Origin of the sequence: Streptacidiphilus jeojiense (genome assembly GCF_000719095.1) — a bacterium.
GTDB classification, from domain to species: Bacteria; Actinomycetota; Actinomycetes; order Streptomycetales; family Streptomycetaceae; genus Streptacidiphilus; species Streptacidiphilus jeojiensis.
Genome location: NZ_JOEH01000018.1, coordinates 1 through 17751 on the forward strand (window position 1 = coordinate 1; position 17751 = coordinate 17751).

Here is a 17751-nt window from a genome sequence, read left to right on the forward strand (position 1 = left end):
GCGTCAGCCCACCACCCTGCGGATACCTCATACACCCGGCATACCGCGACAATCACACTCCGTCAGCCCCCAACGACATCACGCTTCCAAAGTCAGTAATCCTGGAGCGGATCCACGCGGCGCTGTACTACTGTTCGGCGCCATGACCTCGAAGAAGAACGATCATCCCGCCTGGGTCGCGCCCTACCTGGCCAGGCTCGGCGTCGACGCCCCGGAGTCCCTCGGCGCTCCGTCGCTGGAGGCCCTGCGCAGGCTTCACCGCGCACACGTCGAGCTGATCGCCTTCGAGAACTTCGACATCCAGCTCGGACGCCCGCAGGGCATCGACCCGGCCGAGTCCATAGCCCGGATCCTGGCCGGCCGGGGCGGCTACTGCTTCAACCTGAACAACGCCTTCAGCGAGCTGCTGACCGTCCTCGGATACGACGTCACCCTGCACCGCGGCCAGATCAACGGCTCCGCCGCGAGCGCCAAGGCGACCGCCGAGGAGTACGCCACGCACATGGCCCTCACCGTCGTCATCGACGGCGAGCGCTGGTCGGTGGACGTGGGCCTGGCCAACTCGCACTACGAGCCCATCCCGCTGCGGGAGGGCGTCCACCTCCAGGGCCCCTTCCGCTTCGAGCTGCGGCCGCTGCCGGAGATCGGCCCGGACGCCTGGCGGTTCCTCACCGATCCGGCGCAGACGACCTTCCACAGCATGGACTTCACCCTGGCGCCGGCCGTCTGGGAGGACTTCATCAGCTGCCACACCGAGTTCTCGACGTCGCCCAAGTCTCCCTACGTCATGTGGTTCGAGCTCTTCCGCCGCGACGCGGACGGCGCCGAGTTCGTGCTGGACGACGAGTTCACCCGCGACGAGGGGGCCGGGCGCCGCACCACACGGCTCCTCGAGTCCGCCGAGGAGCTGTTCAAGCTCGCAACGGACGTGTTCCACCTGGACCTGTCGGCCGTCGACGACGCCGACCGTGCCGCCCTGTGGGACCGCATCCAGCGCGCGGGGGCGGAGTGGCGGGCGAAGCAGGAGTCGGCCGAGAAGTAGGCCCCGGCAGTAGGCCCTGGCAGTAGGCCCTAGTCGGCTCCGGCGACCGTGAAGTCCGCGGTCACGAAGACGTGGTGGGGCCAGTTGACGCCGATGTAGTGGACCTCGTACTCGCCGTCGCTGAGCTGGACCACCCGGTCCACCACGGCGCCCGGGTACGCGGCCAGCGCGGCCTCGGTGGCCTTGTCCGCGGTGCTGCCGCTGACGATCGTGCCGGAACCTTCCGTGTAGTCCGCCGGGACCTGGCCGGACTGCTTGGCCGCGGACTGCGCGCCCTGCTGGAACGGGACCACCTGGGACGCCGTCGAGGGCGTCGAGCCGCTGCCGGGCGGCTGGACGACGACCTGCGAGGCGGTGATGGCCGTGCTGTTGACCGTGCCCAGGACCAGCACCGGCTGCCCCACCGTGACGGCCGACGAGGAGGCCGGGGTCGTCCCGTTCAGGTAGCTGGTCGTGGACGTCCCGGTGACGGTCGCGGTCTGGCCGGTGGCCGTGGTGACGGTGAAGCCGCTTCCGGACACGGCTGTCACGGTGCCGGTCGTCCCTCCTTCGGCCGGCCCTGAGCGGGCGTTCGAGCCCGAGCCCGATTCCCCGCCGGAGCCTGCCTGGGCCGGGGCGGACGCCGAGGACGCCGAGGACGCGGCGGCTGCGGAGGCTGTGGCCGAGGTGGAGGACGAGGCGGTCGCTGCGTATCCGGCGCCCCCGATCGCGGCTGCCGCGACCACCGCGGCCGCGATCAGCGCCCTCTTCCTGGTCTTCTTCCTCGGGGGTGTCTGCTCGCCGCCTGGCCGCGGGTCTTCTGCTGATTCCTGACCGTTCATGACCGCGCCTTTCGCTTCGATCATGCATTTTTCCTGCCTGGTAGATCCACGGTCCTGCTCGGAGATGACCTGGCTCTGGGCATCCCCTGAGAAGCGTGTGAACCCGAGGGAGGGAATGAACGGGCCGCACCGCTGCTTCTGGCAGACGGGCTCGGCGAACACCGGGCCGCCGACCTGATACGAAGGGAGCCGGGCCATGCCCCGAGCAGTGCGTTTCAAGGAGTACGGCGGCATCGAGGTCCTCGACGTGGTCGAGGTGGAGAAGCCGGTCCCGGGAGCCGGGGAGGTACTGGTCGCGGTGCGGGCCGCGGGCATCAACCCCGGTGAGGCCAAGATCCGCAGCGGTGTGCTGCACTCCCGCTGGCCGGCGACCTTCCCCTCGGGCCAGGGCAGCGACCTGGCCGGTGCCGTCGAGGCGGTGGGCGCCGGGGTCAGCGGCTTCGCGGTGGGTGACGAGGTCTTCGGCTTCACCGACGACCGCGCCAGCCAGGCCGAGTTCGTAGCCGTCCCCGCGGACCACCTGGTGCACCGGCCCACCAAGGTGCCGGTGGAAGTGGCCGGAGCGCTGTTCGTCGCCGGTACGACCGCCTACGCGGCGGTACGGGCCGTGGCCCTGTCGCCCGGCGACGTCGTGGTGGTCTCCGGCGCGGCGGGAGGCGTGGGCTCACTCGCCGTCCAGCTGGCGAAGAACGCGGGTGCCACCGTGATCGGCCTGGCCGGCCCGGCCAACCACGACTGGCTGCGCCGGCACGGGGTGATCCCGGTGGCCTACGGCGCCGGAGTCGGCGACCGGATCAAGGAGGCCGCGGCCGGGCAGGTCGACGCCTTCATCGACACCTACGGCGACGGCTATGTGCGGCTGGCGATCGACCTGGGCGTCGCACCCGAACGCATCGACACCGTCATCGACTTCGCCGCCGCCGAGGAGTTCGGCGTCCGCACCGACGGCAACGGTGCCGCCGCCAGCGCGCCGGTGCTGGCCGAGCTCGCGGAGCTGGTCGCGGACGGGCGGCTGGAGGTCCCCATCGCCCGCACCTATCCCCTCGCCGACGTGCAGGACGCCTACCGCGAACTGGAGCGCAACCACACCCACGGCAAGATCGTCCTGCTCACGTCAGCCGGCTGACCCGGAGCCGGCCGCGAGCCAGCCGTCGATGACCTGCTCCAGGTCGTCGAGGCCGCTGAACAGGTGGCCGGCCATGCCCTCGGCCTGCGCGGTGCGGACGTTCTCCGCGCGGTCGTCGACGAAGAGGAAGTCGGCGGCCTCGGCGCCCATGGTGCTGATGCAGTGCCGGAACGCGGCCGGGTCCGGCTTGGCCGCTTTGATCTTTCCGGAGAAGGCGACCTGGTCCAGGCTCCGCAGCCAGGGCTGGGCCGCGAGCAGGGCGTCGGCGTGGTCGGCGGGGATGTTGGACAGCACGGCGACCCTGGCACGGGCGCGCAGGGACTGCGCGAAGGCGACCATCCGGCTGTCCACGCGTGACCAGCTGTCGATGTCGGCCAGCCGCAACCCCTCGACCGTCGCGGGATCGACGGGACGGGACAGCAGCCGCAGCACCTCGGCCCAGTACTCCTGGGCGGACAGCCGCCCGGCGTCGTAGGGCGGGCGCAGCTCCCAGTAGGCCTTGGTGAAGGCGTCCTCGGGCGCGTCGCATCGGGCAGCCATCTGCGCCAGGGAGCCGGGGCGCTGGTGCAGGGCGATGACCCCGTAGAGGTCGAACAGTACGATCCGCTGACTGATCGTCATGGGATTCCTTCCGACTGTGGCGACGGGCGTGTTCAGGGGCGCTGGGCCAGTTCGGGCTCGGCTGTGACCGCGGGTTCGCCGGTGGCTCCGGTGGCTCCGGTGCGGAGGATCCCGGCGGCGACGGCGGCGACCACCAGCAGCAGTGCAGGGAGCAGGAAGGTGTGGTTGAGGCCCGTCAGCCGGGTCATCCAGCCGATCAGTGCCGGTCCGGCGAGCATGCCGAGGTAGCCCAGGCCGGCGACCCGGGAGACGTTGGCGCCCGCGGCGGCGGGGTCGGTGTGCCCGGCGGCGCTGAACAGCTGCGGGACGCAGCCGGACAGGCCCAGGCCGAAGACCGCCCAGCCGATCAGGGTCGCCCAGATCCACGGTGAGAAGGCCACCACGGTGAGCCCGACCGCGCCGGCGGCGGCGCCGTAGCGCAGGACGGCCGCCGGTCCGAACCGCCGGGAGACGCGGTCGGCCAGCAGCCGGCCGATGGTCATGGTGGCGGCGTAGGTGCCGTAGGCGAACGAGGCGGTGGCGGCCGGGGCGCCGAGGATGTTCTTCGCCTCCAGCGCGCTCCAGTCGTTGGCGACGCCTTCGCAGAGCATGCACATCAGCGCCAGTGCGGCCAGGATCCAGATGCGTCCGGGCACGGCACGCCGCTTCGCCGCAGGTTCGGGCTCCGGGGAGGCCGGTGCGGAGGTCGGTGCGGAGGCCGGTGCGGTTCCCAGCAGGCTGCGGGCGGGCAGCAGGGCGATCACGATGCCGACCGCTCCGGCGACGCCGAGGGTCGCGGTCGGACTCATCCCCGCGCTGGTGGCTCGTGCCCCGACCAGCGCGGCGATCACTCCGCCGACGGAGAAGGTGGCGTGGAAGGCGGACATGACGGGTCGTCCGTAGGCCTTCTCCACGTGCACGGCGTGGGTGTTCATGCTGACGTCGACGCAGCCGTTGCCGAAGCCGAAGAGCAGCAGCGCGCCCGCCAGCGCCCAGGGATCGCGGGCCAGGCCGGGCAGCACCAGGGCCGCGGCGCACAGCACGCCGGCGGCGGGGACCACCAGGCGGGTGCCGAAGCGGTCGGCCAGCCGGCCGGCGACCTGCATGCCGAGGAACGCGCCGAGGCCCAACAGGACCAGCAGGCTTCCCAGGGTCGCGTTGCTGATTCCCACGCGTTGCTCGATGGCCGGGATCTGCACCAGCCACATGCCCATCAGGGTGCCGTTGAGGACGAAGTAGACGAAGGTCGCGACACGGGCGGCGCGGAGGGAGCGGTTCATGCAAACCACCATAACGAACATATATTGTGTTTGAAAAGCGCTACTAAGCACACCTTGCATGTTCGATGCGGGTGGTGTTGAATCCCGTCATGAGCAATGCGGACCGGCACCGGCAGATCGCCCAGGCCGTCAGGGATTCGGGCAGTGCCACGGTGCTGGAGCTCGCCGAGCTGACCGGTGCCTCGGAGATGACCATCCGGCGCGATCTGGACACCCTGGCCGAGCAGGGCGCCCTCGAACGCGTCCGCGGCGGGGCGCGCACCCTGCTGCTCCGGGGCGAGGAACCGCCCTTCGCGCTGCGCGCCCACGAGGCGGCCGACGCCAAGCGCCGGATCGCGGCCGAGGTGTCCCGGCTCATCGCCGACGGCGAGACCGTCCTGCTCGACAGCGGCACCACCTGCCTGGAGGTGGCCCGGCTGCTGCGAGGACGGCGCGTGACCGTGATGCCCCTGTCGCTGCAGGCCGTTCACGTGCTCAGCGACGCTCCCGCCGCGACCACGCTGATCGTGCCGGGCGGCCGGCCCCGCGCCGCCGAGGGCGCCCTGACCGGCCCGCTCACCCTCGCCTCGCTGGCGGCGCTGCGGTTCGACACCGCGGTCCTCGGCTGCTGCGGACTGAGCGCGGCCGAGGGCGTGACCGCCTACGACCTCGACGACGCCGCGGTGAAGAAGGCGGTCATCGCCTCCGCCCGCCGGGTCATCGCCGCCGCCGACGGCGGCAAGCTCGGCCGCACCGCCCACGCCTACGTCGGCCCCTCCTCCCTGCTGCACACCCTGGTCACCGACGCCACCGCACCCCCCGACGAAGTAGCAGCGCTCGAAGCAACCGGCACCGTCGTCAGCACCGCCTAGATCCGACTAGATCCGAGGGGTCTCCTCCGTGCCATCCGCACTCGCCACCGCCGAGGTCGCGACCACCCCGTCCGCCGTGCGCTCGGTCTGGGCCTCGCCGCTCTACCGCGGCGCGACCGTCGCGCTGTTCCTCTCCGGGCTCGGGACCTCCGCCGCCGCGCCGCAGATCACCCTGTTCCTGGTCAACGACCTGCATGTGTCGCTGACCACGGCCGGGTTGTTCTACCTCACCAACATCACCGCCCCGCTCGCCGGCTATCTGATCGGCACACGCTCGGACCGCTCCGGGAAGCGGCTCGGGCTGTTCCGCTGGTGCGCCCTGGCCGGAGCCCTCGGCTGGGCCGCCATGGCCGTCGCCGACCGGGCCTGGATACCCTTCGTGATCAGCGCCCTCGTCCTGGCCTTCTCCGGCGCCGCCGGCTCACAGCTGTTCGCCGCGGTCCACGACGACCTGAAGGCGACCGCGAGCCCGGTGGCCGACGGGGTGGTCTCCGTCGTACGGATGGCGTTGACGGCCGGATGGGTCGTCGGCCCCGTCCTCGGCTCGCTGCTGGCGACGGCCGCAGGGCCCCGGGTGATGCTCGCGGCCACCGGAGCCTGCGCCCTGGCGCAGATCCTCCCCATGGGCTTCGCCCGCAGCAGCGGCGACCGGCCCGGCGCAGCGGCTGACGCACCCGCCGAGGAGCTGACCGGGGCTCTGACCGAGCGTCATGCGCCGCGCCCCGGGCTGCGGGCGATGCTTCCGCTGCTCGCGTTCACCGGGCTGTACCTGCTCGTCTACGCGGGCGAGCCGATCAAGTACGGCTACCTGCCCATCTACATGCGCGACAGCATGCACCTGCCGACGGCGGTCAGCGGCGCGGTCATCGGCATCCAACCGCTGATCGAGCTGGTCCTGATGCCGGTGGCGGTGGTCGTCGCCCGCCGGATCGGCATGATGCCGCTGATGGTCCTCGGCGCGGCGTTCGGCGTCGGCGCGAACCTCTGCTTCGCCCTGACTGGCAACGCGGCCGGGATGTTCGCCGGGCAGATACTGATGGGCGGGGTGTGGGGGGTGTTCGCCGGCCTGGGCATCATCGTCGCCCAGCGGCTGCTGCCGCAGGCCGTGGCGACCGCGTCGGCGGTCTTCATGAGCTCAACTGCCGTCGCCAGCGCCCTCGGTGGGCTGACCGGCAGCCTCGGTGTCAGCGTGCTCGGCCTGCCGCATGTCTTCCTCGCCCCGGCCCTGTTCGGACTCCTCGCCACCGGCGGGATGGCCGTCCTGAGCCGCTCCCGGTTCAGCGTGCGCTGAGCGCCGCGGCGCGGTTCCACGCGGTGTCGCGCAGCAGCCGCAGGCCGTTCAGGCCCACGATCACTGTGGAGCCCTCGTGCCCGAGCACGCCGAGCGGCAGCGGCAGCCGTCCGGCCAGGTCCCAGACGACCAGGCCGGAGATGAACACCGCGGCGATCACCAGGTTCTGCACCACCAGCCGACGGGCCCGGCGGGACAGGGCCACCACGGTGGGGACAGTGGACAGTTCGTCGCGGACGATCACCGCGTCCGCGGTCTCCAGGGCGAGGTCGGAACCGGCCCGGCCCATGGCGAGGCCGCTGTGGGCGGCGGCCAGCGCCGGGGCGTCGTTGACACCGTCACCGACGACCAGGACCTTGCGCCCGGCCTGCTGCTGCTCCCGCACCGCGGCGACCTTGTCCTGCGGCAGCAGACCGGCCCGCACGTCGGTGATGCCGACCTCGGCGGCCAGCCGCGCGGCCGCGCGCGGGTTGTCCCCGGTCACGAGTAGCGGGGCCCGGCCGGTCAGCCCCGCCAGCGCGGCGACAGTGGCGGCGGCGTCCGGACGCAGCCGGTCGGCGATGCCGAGCACACCGACGGGCGTCCCGTCGCACTCGACCACGACGGCGGTGCGCCCCTCGCCCTCCAACTCCGCGGCCAGCGCGGCGGCCCGGCCGCCCCCGGCCAGCATCCGCGCCGGGGCGCCGACCGCGACGTCGACACCTCGCACGGTGGCCCGCACCCCGACCCCGGGGGTCGAGCTGAAATCCTCGGCGACCGGCAGGGCCAACCCGCGCTCGCGGGCCGCGCCGACCACCGCACGGGCCAGCGGATGCTCGCTGGGGTGCTCCGCCGACGCCGCCAGGCTCAGCAACTCCCCTTCCGACAGCCCGGATCCGCTCAACGGGCGGATGTCGGAGACCCGGGGCGTGCCCTCGGTCAACGTGCCGGTCTTGTCCAGCGCGACCGCATCGACCTGCCCCAACTGCTCCATCACCACGGCCGACTTGACCAGCACGCCGTGGCGTCCGGCATTGGCGATGGCGGAGAGCAGCGGCGGCATCGTGGCGAGCACCACCGCACACGGCGAGGCCACGATCATGAAGGTCATCGCGCGCAGCAGCGAGCCGGTCACGGCGGCGCCGAACGCCAGCGGGACCAGGAAGACCGCCAGGGTGGCGACGACCATGCCCAGCGAGTAGCGCTGTTCGACCTTCTCGATGAAGAGCTGGGTGGGGGCCTTGGTCCGGGAGGCTTCCTCGACCAGGGCCACGATGCGGGCGATCACCGAGTCGGAGGCGTCGCGCTCGACCTCGACCCGCAGCGCCCCGGTGCCGTTCAGGGTGCCGGCGAAGACCTCGTCGCCGGCCCGCTTGGCGACCGGCAGGGGTTCACCGGTGATGGTGGCCTGGTCGACCTCGGATGCACCGTCCAGGACCCTGCCGTCCGCGCCGACCCGCTCGCCGGGGCGGATCACGATGATGTCGCCGACCACCAGGGCCTCGGTGGCGACCGACTCCTCGGTGCCGTCGTCCAGCAGTCGGGTGGCGGTGGCCGGCGCGAGGTCCAGCAGGCCGCGCACCGAGTCCTGGGTGCGCGCGGTGGCCAGCGCCTCCAGCGCGCCCGAGGTGGCGAAGATGACGATCAGCAGCGCTCCGTCCATGACCTGCCCGATCGAGGCCGCGCCGATCGCGGCGACGATCATCAGCAGGTCCACGTCCAGGGTCCGCTCGCGCAGCGCCTGCAGTCCGGCCCACCCCGGCTCCCAGCCCCCGGTGACGTAGGCGACCGCGTAGAGCGGCCCCCACACCCAGGCGCCTGCACCGGCCAGTTGCAGCGGAAGGGCGAGCAGGAACGCGACCGTGGCGACCGCTGCCCAGCGGGCTTCGGCCAGCGCGAACACCTGGGTGCGCCGAGCGGGGGCCACCGTGTCCCGGAGGTCCGCAACCGGTGCGGGCCGCCGGGTGAGGGTCGTGGACATGGGTGGTTCCTTCGCTGCGGCAGGACGGGGTGACCCGTCCACCATAGCGGAACGATTGAACAGTCATTCACGCATCATCGGTAGGATGCGGTCATGGGACACGGAGTCGACGAGAGAGCGCGAGCCAGCGCACGCGAGCGCCTGGACCACGTCGGCAGCGCCGGTGTGGCCACCATGCTCCAGGCCCTGGCCACCCCGTCCCGGCTGCTGATCCTCGCCCGCCTGGTCGAGGGACCCTGCTCGGCCAGCGACCTGGCCACCGCCGCGGGCATGGAGCGCTCCGCCTGCTCGCACCAGCTACGGCTGCTGAAGAACCTCGGCCTGGTCGTCGCCGAGCGGCACGGCCGGTCCATGGTCTACGCCCTGTACGACAACCACGTCGCCGAACTCCTGGACCAGGCCATCTACCACGTCGAACACCTGAAACTCGGCCTGCCCGACGCCGAGGACCCCGCCACCACCGAATGACCGACGGCCTCCCCGGAAACTGGGCAGCGGACGAGTCTGCCAGCCGACGGACCACCACCCAAGTTCGCCATGTTCCTCCGCCAAGACCTCGACGCTGTCACCGCCGGGCTCACCTGTGAATGAAGCCCCGGCCGTGATCTTCGCTGTCAGGGTGCCGCTTTCAGACCCCGTCCGCGAAACTAGGGCAGTGGACGCGACCGAAGTGACCTCCGATCAACAGCTACTCCTGCCCCCAAGACCCGTTCTGCCGGACATGGCCGCAGCACGCAGTCACGGACCGGCTGACGCCGTCGAGGCCCAATGGCAGTCCCTACGACTCAGTTGGCAATGGCGGCAGGAAGTACACCAGATCCGCTCGCCCGGGAGCCCGTATCCGGGCATCGTCCCACTGCTGGAAGCCTCTGCAGCCCAACCGCGACTTCGGCGGCTGTATCCGTTCGCCAGCCACTTCACACTGCTCTTCAGCAGCTCCACCAGCTACCCCTGGACTGTGCAGGCCGGATCGATCGAGCCGCTGCACAACGGCCGGTTCAAGGTCCGCCGGCGCGATCCCTTCGCCATGATCGGCGAAGTCGGGACCGCCGAAGAGGCCGTGCGTCTTGTGCTTGAACTCTTGCCCATCGACTCCGAGCCCGTCATCACCGCCTGTGCAGACGACCATGTGTGACGATGCGTGGCCCCGCCTGTCGACACCATCGCCCTCCGGCCCCAGGGGCGCTTCAAAGCAATGCCGCGAAGTTACGGGTGAGGCAGCGCTGTCAACGCGTCGGAGGAGGGTGCGCGGAGGTGGATGCTGCAGGTCGCACGTCTGAATGTTCGGATCCGGGATGCCGGGTGAGAGGTGGTCGGCCGCAATGACGCTGTGCCGTGCGGTGCAGAGCACCACCGTGAAGGAGATCCGGTCCGGGTCGACCCCCGGCGGTAGAGCTGCAACTTCACCGGACCGGGCTACTCATTCCACGGCGCGACGACAGGTGCCGCGCCACCGGCGGGCGGCTGACCCGGGCGACGGCGTCCTACATTTCCATGCATATAGACCATATGTTCTCATCTAAGCAACGGAGGGACCGGTGGCACCGCGGCCGTGAGCACCGTGGTCGGCGACCCGCAGACCACGCCGGACGCCATCGGCAGAAACGGAGGAACGAAGGGGCAGCCGAAGTGAGTAACTTGTGTACTTCTAAGGCAAGTTAAGTGCTCGACTGTCTAAACTCGCCGCATGGCATCGCCGAACGGGCCTCAGCCTCCGGGCCAATACAGCCCTCCGCCTCCAGGCCCACTCCGAAGACTGTGGAATCTTTCCGGAAACAACCAGGTGGTGGGTGGCCTTGTGGTCGCAGCTATCCTCGCCCTGTCCGGCTGGGTCGTCAGTGAAGTGACGGGGCACGCGAGCGGCCCCACAGTTCCTATCCAAACGCACTCAGCTTCTATCGACCCGCAGCCGCCCACGACGGGCAGCAGCACGGCGGCAACACAATCGCCCACGACCGACGGCGGCACCACGGCGGCGGGCCCCACAGCCATATACACGAAGGAATTCACCGCCAGTACGGAGACACCGCAGGCTTGCGGCTCCGGCACTCCCGTCTGGACGTATGTAGCCTTCTCCCAGAGCGGTCCCGTCGTGGGTAGCGGCGCTTACGAAGCAGACCTGAACTTCAACTGCGAAGCATCAGACGTTCGTGGGGCACGGATCAGCACGGCCTTGAACTCGAAGCTGGCCATCTCATCTGTGGCGTCGCCAACCGAAGCTGACTGCGCGAACGATGCTGCCGCCAACCCGGTGGACAACATCTACTACCGAGATTTCAAGGACTCCATGGTGGTGTGCGAAACAGACTCAGGGTCGGGCATCGTGGCCGCCTTGCAGCTTGTAACGCCAGCGAACCAGGCGATCAACACCGGAGTTGTCAAGTTCCGAGTGACCGTCTGGCCAAGCGGCCAGTAGCGAGTTGTGCCCCGGAAGATCACCGTCAGCCGGGGCGCTCACTACGGCGCATACGCGCGCCCGATGATGGGGCCGGCGTGATCGGGCGTCGGCCCTGGCAGCACCTCGACCTCCACTCGCTCGAACCCGGCGCACAGCAGCATCCGCCCCCACTGCTCTGGCGGAGCGCGCCGGGCCGGTTCGCGCTGGACCACGCCTCCAGCATCGCCACGCAGTACGGCCTCCAGCACCAGCTACGCAGCATCAACAACATTCGCAACAGCAAGGAGTTTGCGTGATCAGCCACAACGCCGTCGGCATCACCGAGGAGGACCGCGCCGACGCGCGGCTGATCTGGGACTTCCACCAGCTGAACCACGAGCTGCGGCCCTGCTCCGCAGCAATTGCCCTCGGTAGTCTGGACCTCGGCGTAGCCGCCACTACCGCTGACCTCTACCGCGCCGGCATGTTCCCCACCGTCGTCTTCACCGGCGACTCCAGCGCAGCCACGAAGGACCGGTTCCCCGGGGCGAAGCGGTGCATTACCGCGAGCACGCTCTGACCCTCGGCGTGCCAGCCGACGCCATCCTGCTCGAACCGAAGGCCACCAACACCGGGCAGAACATCAGTTTCTCCCGCGAGGTCCTGGAGAACGCCAGGATCGAAGTGACGACACTGATGTTGATCTCCATGCCGTACATGCAGCGACGGGCCCACGCGACCTGCCGCAAGCAGTGGCCCGAAGTGGAGCCGGTCTGCGTGTCCACGCCGCTGTCCTACGAGGAGTACGTGAGCACCCACGATGACGAAAAGCAGCTGATCGACATGCTGATGGGCGACCTGGAGCGAGTGATCGAGTACCCCAAGCGCGGCTTCGCCATCGAGCAGCCGATCCCGGAAGGAGTACATCGTGCCTTCGACAGTCTCCGCGCGCACGGCTACGACAGCTGGCTCCTGCCTTCTTGACCGCCGTGCGCTCACAGCACCCCCTCCGATGCGCTCGTGCGCGATCCACCAGCCGAACCTACTGCCACGTCTGGGCGACAAAGATCTCTGCGATGTGGGCCATAGCGCGGTTCGGTCCAGCCCGAGTACGGATCGCCCTGGACGACCTCCGCGCAGTGATCTGAACGGAGAGCATAGGGAGCCGAGGTCGGGTCGGGACCCGAAGGCGCGCATCGCGGCGACCCGGCTGCGGCGGCTGCCGCAGCGGTCCGGCTAGCCCTGTTGCCCGACGGCGGCCCCGCCTGCACCTTCGTCAACTGGGACGGTACGCCGGTCCCCTGGTGACCGATGCCTTCCCGGGCCTCAGAAGTACTCGTGGGCGGCGCGGGGTCGCTCGCTGCCCGGCTGCAGGGCCAGTTCGAAGACCGGGTGCTCCGCCGGGCCGGCGTTGACGCTGCAGTGCACGCGGGATCCCGACTGCAGCTCGTGCCAGGACTCGCCGACGACCCAGCCCTCGACCTGCGGGCCCTCGTCGAGCTGGATCAGCGAGAAGGCGGGCGGGTAGTGCGTCCTGTTCGGGGTGGATCGGACCGAGGTCACCTTGCCGCTGCCCGAACTGCGCTCCCAGGTCAGCTCGTCGCCCGCGCACACGCGGCAGAGGTTGACGTGGCGCAGCTGCGCCGAGTTGCACCAGACGCAGCGCTGGAACCAGAGCTCGCGGCTGCCGGGGTCCGCGTCCGCGGCAAGGGGGTGGGTGCTGTCCATGGCGTTTCGCCTTCCGCCGAGGGGATCGAGCGTTTGGGACTCAGTGCCATACTTACGGTACTGAGTCCCACCAGGGGTGGCAAGTAGTCCCCGGGGATCGAACAGGGAAGGATGGGCGGCTATGAGCAGGCCTTCCGTGCGTGACCGGCTGACCGACGCCGCCCTGACGCTCTTCGACGAGCGCGGCTACGAGCAGACGACGGTGGAGGACATCGTCGAACGCGCCGGGGTGGGCCGCACCACCTTCTTCCGGCACTACGGCTCGAAGGAGGCGGTGATCTTCCCCGACCACGACCGGCTGCTCGACGCCGTCCGCGACCGCCTCACCACCTCCAGCCACGCCACCGGGCTGGTGGCCGTCTCCGACGCGGTCCGACTGGTGCTGCTGCACTACCTGGAGGAGGGCGACCTCGCCCGCCGCCGCTACGCCCTGACCAGCAAGGTCGCCGCGCTGCGGGACCGGGAGATCGCAAGCGTCGGCCGCTACCAGCGACTGTTCCGCGAGTTCATCACCGACTGGATGGGCGACCGCACCCCCGGGGCCTCGCTGCGGGCCGAGATCATGGCCGCCGCCGTGGTCTCCGCCCACAACCACGTCCTGCGGCGCTGGCTCCGCGGCGAGTGCGCCGACCCCGTCGCCGAGATCGACGAGGCCATGCGCGACGTCATCGCCCTCTTCGCCCCGGCCGGCACCCCACAGGGCACCACCGACCGCAGCACTGACGGCACCACCGTCCTCGCCTTCCGCAGCGACCAGGACCTGGACGCGCTGCTCCCCGAGCTGCGCCGGCTCCTGACCGGGAGCAGTAAGGGCTGAGACGCCCACCGTCGACACCCGGATGGCGGCGCAGTCCGGGTGGGCACCCGGCCCTCCGTGGTCGAATGACTGGTGGTCAGGGTGGTCCGGCACCCCCGCCCCTGTGACGGGAGGAGGCCCCGTGGTCCTACGACTGGTACTGGTGTCGCTGGGCATCGTCGTGGCCGCCGCCTGGATCGTGCGGCGCCTGCTCGGCATCGACCGCGGGCGCTGGGCGGCCACCCTGGTGTCGGTGGTCGTCGGCGAGGGCGCGACGATCGGGATCCTTCAGGCCGTCACCGGGCACGCGACCAGCCTCTCGTGGCGGTGGGTGCCGGTCGGCCTGGCCATGGTGACCTGCCTGTCGATGCTGACCTTCGCACTGCTGGAACTGCTGGTCGGGAGCCTGCGCAGCAGGCAGGGTGCCCGAGTCCTGCTCCACCCGCTGGCCTCGCTGCGCCGGCTGGCCGCACGGACCACCCGATATCTCCAGGTCAGCATGATCGCCTTTCGCAACGGCCTGCTGCGCGGCGGCGGGGACGAGCTGCAGCCACCGGGGTCGCGGCTGGGGCGTTCGCTCACCGCGACCTTCGAGGACGCGGGCGGCCTGTTCGTGAAGCTCGGTCAGGCGATGGCCGCGCAGCCGCACCTGACCACTCCCGCGGTCGCCGCCGAGCTGTCCCGGCTGCACGACCAGGTGGTCCCGGCCGACCTCGCCGCGATCCGCGCCGTGATCCAGGACGAGCTCGGGCCGCCGGAGGACGTCTTCGCGGACTTCGTCCCGGACCCCGCCGGGGCCGCCTCGATCGCCCAAACCCACTTCGCCACCCTGCACGACGGCCGGGCGGTGGTGGTGAAGGTGCAGCGGCCGGGAATGCGCGAGTCGGTCGAACGCGACCTCGACATCCTGGAGCGCCTGGTCGACCGCCTGGACCGACGGGCGGCCTGGGCCCGGTCGCTGGGCCTCAAGGAGTTGGCCGCCGGCTTCGCCGAGTCGACCCGCGAGGAACTGGACTTCCGCTACGAGGCGGCGAACGTCGCAGCCGCGCGACAGGCCGTGCAGGGTGTGGAGCTGATCTCAGTGCCGCAGGTGATGGACGAGTTCACCACCGGCCGGGTCCTGGTGGAGGAGCGGGTGCAGGGCCGCAGCCTGGCCACGCCGGGGGTGCTGGACCGGCTCGACGGCGACCGGCGACGGCCGCTGGCCGACGCCCTGCTGGGACTGATGATCCGCCAGATGGCCGCCGGGGAGCGGTTCCACGCCGACCCGCACCCGGGCAATGTGTTCCTCACCCCGGACGGGCGGCTGGCGCTGATCGACTTCGGTGCGGTGGGGCGGCTCAACCGCTTCGAGCGCGCCGGCCTGATCGACCTGCTGCGCGGCATGCAGACCGAGGACCCGTCCCTGCTGCGGCAAGGGGCCCTGCGGATCGGGACCCTGTCCGCGCGGCTGGACACCGACGCCCTGGACCGCGAACTGGCCGGGCTGCTGTCCCGCGCCACCCGGCCCGACGGCACCCTGAACCCGGCCCTGTTCACCGACTTCCTGACCGTGTTCCGCGATTTCGGCATCGCGCTCCCCCGCTCGACCACGACCCTCTTCCGCACCCTGGTCACCCTGGTCGGGACCATCGAACTCATCGACCCCCGGTACAACCTGATCCAGGGCATCCAGCGCCTGGGCGGCGAGGTCGTGGCCCAGCAGATGTTCTCCGGAGGCATCCGCGAGTTCCTCCAGCAGGAGGCACTGTCGGCGGCCCCGCTGCTCAAGCGCCTGCCCCAGGACATCGACGACCTGGCCCGGGGCCTGGTGCGGGGCGAGATCCGGACCCGCACCAGCCTGCTGTCCGAACCGGAGGACGTCCGGGTCGCCACCGGACTGCTGAACCGCCTGGTCCTGGGCATGATCGGGACCGGGCTGGCGCTGGCCTCGGCCCTGCTGCTCACCGTGCAGTCCGCCCCGGGGCACGACATCGGTCTGGTCGACGTCATCGGCGGCATCGGGCTCTCCTTCTCCGCCCTGCTCCTGCTGCGGGTGATCGTGCAGATCTTCCGCGAGCAGAACTGAGTCCGCCGCGCCCCGGGGCCGTCCTCGCTACTCCGCGCCCACGGCTGCGCCCGCAGCCGCGGTCACGGCCGCGCGGGTGAAGGCTCCGCCGTAGTTCTCGGTCGAGGAGACCTCGTTGAGGATCTCGTGGAGCTTGCCGCGGCCGCCGGGGTTGAGCAGGAACTTGCGCACCTTCCCCTGGACGTTGGCGCCGTAGTAGTGGCTGTGCTCGGCGGAGAAGATCGACCGCGGGGCCAGCTCCTCGATCATCGTCATCCACAGCTCCTGCTGCGCCGCGGTCGGCTCGAAGACGTCGTAGCCGTGCTCGCGGGCGTACATCAGCGTGCCGAGGATCCAGTCGACCTGGTCCTGGGAGTAGCGCGGGTAGTTGCCGCCGCCGGCGCCGTGCGGGCCGCCGGGGAAGAAGAAGTTGGGCAGCAGGTGCGCGCTGAAGCCGCCGAAGTCGCAAGGGCCGTCCTCCCAGTCGACGCCGAGGTCCAGGCCCTGCCGGCCGCGCACGCCCATCCGGGTCAGCGCGCCGGTGCCGAAGTCGAAGCCGGTCGCGTAGACGATGATGTCGTAGTCGCGGTGCCGCTCGGTGGTCTCGATGCCGGTGGCGTCGATCCTCAGGATCGGGGTCTCCCGCAGCGAGACCAGCGAGGCGTTCGGCTTGTTGAAGGACTCGTAGTAGTCCGCGACGAACGGCGGGCGCTTGGCGCCGAAGAGGTGGTCCGTCGGGATCAGGCGCTCGGCCGTCACCGGGTCGGTGACGATGGAGCGGATCTTGTTGGCGAGGAACTCGCAGAACTCCAGGTTGACCTCGCGATTGGTCGTCATGTCGTAGTAGTTGGAGGTCAGTTTGGCGAACCCGGGGCTCTTCCAGATGGTCTCGTAGAAGGCCTGCCGCTGCTCCGGGGAGTCGGCCGTGGAGAACTTGCCGGCCGGGGTGTGCAGGAAGCCCGACGGGGAGGTGCAGAGGATCTTGACGATCTCGTCGAAGTTGTCGCTGAGCCACTCCTGGCGCTCGTCCGAGATCGGGGCGTTGTTCAGCGGGGTGGTCCAGGTCGGTGTGCGCTGGTAGAGGTCCACGCTGGCGACGGTGTCCACGATCGCCGGCAGCAGCTGGGCGCCGCTGGGTCCGTTGCCGATGATGGCGACCCGCTTGCCGGCGAAGTCGAGCGGGGTGTGCGGCCAGGCGCCGGTGTGGTGGGCCTCGCCGCGGAAGTCCTCCAGGCCCTCGATCTCCGGGTAGTGCGGGACCGAGAGGCCGCCGGTCGCCGAGATCACCCAGCGGGCCCGCAGCACGGTGCCCTTCTCGGTGCGCACCGTCCACACGTTGTTGGCTTCGTCGTGCACCGCCGAGACGACCTTCTCCCCGGTGCGGATGGACTCGCGCAGGTCGAAGCGGTCGACGACGAAGTTGAGGTAGCCCTCGATCTCCGGCTGGGTCGCGAACTCCTCCTTCCAGCGCCACTCGTCGAAGAGCTCCTTGGAGAAGATGTAGGCGTAGGTGTAGCTCTCGGAGTCGAAGCGCGCCGAGGGGTAGCGGTTCCAGTACCAGACGCCGCCCACGCCGTCGCCGGCCTCCAGCGTCTGCGCGGAGAACCCTGCCTCCAGCGCCCGGTAGAGCGCGTAGATGCCGACGACTCCGGCACCGATCACCAGCACCTCGACGTCAACGTCGTTGTCGACCTGCCCTGCCATGCTGACCCACTCCCACTCGGTTCCGACTGCCCTGACAGCAGCTCTCTGGATCTAAGCACGAGTGATGAAAAATGACAACGGATCCAGTCTTTAAGCAGCTCTTAGCCCTGCCAGAAGCATTGAACTAT

Annotated in this window: 16 protein-coding genes and 1 pseudogene; 11 read left to right on the top strand and 6 right to left on the bottom strand. The window is 70.5% G+C overall.

What is annotated here, in order from left to right:
* Positions 1 to 142 precede the first annotated feature (142 nt).
* The gene (locus IF29_RS42325; protein WP_051725805.1) at positions 143 to 1042 is read left to right on the top strand and encodes an arylamine N-acetyltransferase family protein; all 900 of its coding nucleotides are present in this window, start codon (positions 143 to 145) and stop codon (positions 1040 to 1042) included.
* 29 nt (positions 1043 to 1071) lie between these two features.
* Here IF29_RS42325 and IF29_RS46225 read toward each other — a convergent pair whose 3' ends face one another.
* A complete protein-coding gene (locus IF29_RS46225; RefSeq protein WP_157623898.1) occupies positions 1072 to 1887 on the bottom strand; it encodes a hypothetical protein in 816 nt (271 codons plus the stop codon).
* A 172-nt stretch (positions 1888 to 2059) separates the two neighbouring features.
* Here IF29_RS46225 and IF29_RS0123400 point away from each other — a divergent pair, with 172 nt between their 5' ends.
* The gene (locus IF29_RS0123400; protein WP_030258303.1) at positions 2060 to 2989 is read left to right on the top strand and encodes an NADP-dependent oxidoreductase; all 930 of its coding nucleotides are present in this window, start codon (positions 2060 to 2062) and stop codon (positions 2987 to 2989) included.
* Here IF29_RS0123400 and IF29_RS0123405 read toward each other — a convergent pair.
* Entirely contained in the window at positions 2978 to 3610 is a 633-nt protein-coding gene (locus tag IF29_RS0123405; RefSeq protein ID WP_030258306.1) for an HAD family hydrolase, read from the bottom strand. The genes IF29_RS0123400 and IF29_RS0123405 overlap by 12 nt on opposite strands.
* 32 nt (positions 3611 to 3642) lie before the next feature.
* Positions 3643 to 4869: an MFS transporter gene (locus tag IF29_RS0123410; protein ID WP_051725807.1), complete on the bottom strand. Its 1227-nt coding sequence runs from the start codon at positions 4867 to 4869 to the stop codon at positions 3643 to 3645.
* Between the two features lie 89 nt (positions 4870 to 4958).
* On the opposite strand from IF29_RS0123410, the gene IF29_RS0123415 reads away from it, so the two are divergent.
* Positions 4959 to 5720, top strand: coding sequence for a DeoR/GlpR family DNA-binding transcription regulator (locus IF29_RS0123415; RefSeq protein WP_030258310.1), 762 nt, complete (start codon positions 4959 to 4961; stop codon positions 5718 to 5720).
* Positions 5721 to 5748: 28 nt separating this feature from the next.
* The gene (locus IF29_RS0123420; RefSeq protein WP_051725810.1) at positions 5749 to 7011 is read left to right on the top strand and encodes an MFS transporter; all 1263 of its coding nucleotides are present in this window, start codon (positions 5749 to 5751) and stop codon (positions 7009 to 7011) included.
* Here IF29_RS0123420 and IF29_RS0123425 read toward each other — a convergent pair.
* Positions 6998 to 8971: a heavy metal translocating P-type ATPase gene (locus tag IF29_RS0123425; protein ID WP_030258315.1), complete on the bottom strand. Its 1974-nt coding sequence runs from the start codon at positions 8969 to 8971 to the stop codon at positions 6998 to 7000. The two genes, IF29_RS0123420 and IF29_RS0123425, sit on opposite strands and share 14 nt — an antisense overlap.
* Before the next feature lie 93 nt (positions 8972 to 9064).
* Between IF29_RS0123425 and IF29_RS0123430 the strand changes: the two genes are divergently transcribed.
* From IF29_RS0123430 to IF29_RS42330, 5 genes and pseudogenes are all read left to right on the top strand, one after another.
* Positions 9065 to 9439, top strand: a complete 375-nt coding sequence (locus IF29_RS0123430) for an ArsR/SmtB family transcription factor (protein ID WP_030258317.1) — start codon at positions 9065 to 9067, stop codon at positions 9437 to 9439.
* Between the two features lie 187 nt (positions 9440 to 9626).
* A complete protein-coding gene (locus IF29_RS46230) occupies positions 9627 to 10106 on the top strand; it encodes a DUF6193 family natural product biosynthesis protein (RefSeq protein WP_157623900.1) in 480 nt (159 codons plus the stop codon).
* 1038 nt (positions 10107 to 11144) lie between these two features.
* Positions 11145 to 11387 carry a hypothetical protein gene (locus tag IF29_RS46235; RefSeq protein WP_157623901.1) on the top strand — a complete coding sequence of 81 codons (243 nt, stop codon included), beginning with the start codon at positions 11145 to 11147 and terminating at the stop codon, positions 11385 to 11387.
* A gap of 77 nt (positions 11388 to 11464) precedes the next feature.
* The gene (locus IF29_RS0123445) at positions 11465 to 11665 is read left to right on the top strand and encodes a hypothetical protein (protein WP_030258319.1); all 201 of its coding nucleotides are present in this window, start codon (positions 11465 to 11467) and stop codon (positions 11663 to 11665) included.
* A pseudogene (locus IF29_RS42330) lies at positions 11665 to 12332 on the top strand (YdcF family protein). Before IF29_RS0123445 ends, IF29_RS42330 begins: the two are co-directional and overlap by 1 nt.
* 342 nt (positions 12333 to 12674) lie before the next feature.
* Here IF29_RS42330 and IF29_RS0123455 read toward each other — a convergent pair.
* Positions 12675 to 13076 carry a Zn-ribbon domain-containing OB-fold protein gene (locus IF29_RS0123455; protein ID WP_051725813.1) on the bottom strand — a complete coding sequence of 134 codons (402 nt, stop codon included), beginning with the start codon at positions 13074 to 13076 and terminating at the stop codon, positions 12675 to 12677.
* 121 nt (positions 13077 to 13197) lie between these two features.
* Here IF29_RS0123455 and IF29_RS0123460 point away from each other — a divergent pair, with 121 nt between their 5' ends.
* On the top strand, positions 13198 to 13893 hold the full coding sequence (locus tag IF29_RS0123460; RefSeq protein WP_030258326.1) for a TetR/AcrR family transcriptional regulator: 696 nt from the start codon (positions 13198 to 13200) through the stop codon (positions 13891 to 13893).
* A gap of 121 nt (positions 13894 to 14014) precedes the next feature.
* Positions 14015 to 15940, top strand: coding sequence for an ABC1 kinase family protein (locus IF29_RS0123465; RefSeq protein ID WP_030258328.1), 1926 nt, complete (start codon positions 14015 to 14017; stop codon positions 15938 to 15940).
* 27 nt (positions 15941 to 15967) lie between these two features.
* On the opposite strand, the gene IF29_RS0123470 is transcribed toward IF29_RS0123465, so the two are convergent.
* On the bottom strand, positions 15968 to 17623 hold the full coding sequence (locus IF29_RS0123470; RefSeq protein WP_030258331.1) for a flavin-containing monooxygenase: 1656 nt from the start codon (positions 17621 to 17623) through the stop codon (positions 15968 to 15970).
* Positions 17624 to 17751 lie beyond the last annotated feature (128 nt).

Bases quoted from the DNA above. Each gene is read 5' to 3' on its own strand.
- IF29_RS0123400 (WP_030258303.1), top strand. From the start codon at position 2,060: ATGCCCCGAGCAGTGCGTTTCAAGGAGTACGGCGGCATCGAGGTCCTC.
- IF29_RS0123470 (WP_030258331.1), bottom strand. From the start codon at position 17,623: ATGGCAGGGCAGGTCGACAACGACGTTGACGTCGAGGTGCTGGTGATC.
- IF29_RS0123455 (WP_051725813.1), bottom strand. From the start codon at position 13,076: ATGGACAGCACCCACCCCCTTGCCGCGGACGCGGACCCCGGCAGCCGC.
- IF29_RS0123405 (WP_030258306.1), bottom strand. From the start codon at position 3,610: ATGACGATCAGTCAGCGGATCGTACTGTTCGACCTCTACGGGGTCATC.
- IF29_RS42325 (WP_051725805.1), top strand. From the start codon at position 143: ATGACCTCGAAGAAGAACGATCATCCCGCCTGGGTCGCGCCCTACCTG.
- IF29_RS0123460 (WP_030258326.1), top strand. From the start codon at position 13,198: ATGAGCAGGCCTTCCGTGCGTGACCGGCTGACCGACGCCGCCCTGACG.
- IF29_RS0123415 (WP_030258310.1), top strand. From the start codon at position 4,959: ATGAGCAATGCGGACCGGCACCGGCAGATCGCCCAGGCCGTCAGGGAT.
- IF29_RS0123425 (WP_030258315.1), bottom strand. From the start codon at position 8,971: ATGTCCACGACCCTCACCCGGCGGCCCGCACCGGTTGCGGACCTCCGG.
- IF29_RS0123430 (WP_030258317.1), top strand. From the start codon at position 9,065: ATGGGACACGGAGTCGACGAGAGAGCGCGAGCCAGCGCACGCGAGCGC.
- IF29_RS0123410 (WP_051725807.1), bottom strand. From the start codon at position 4,869: ATGAACCGCTCCCTCCGCGCCGCCCGTGTCGCGACCTTCGTCTACTTC.
- IF29_RS46225 (WP_157623898.1), bottom strand. From the start codon at position 1,887: ATGATCGAAGCGAAAGGCGCGGTCATGAACGGTCAGGAATCAGCAGAA.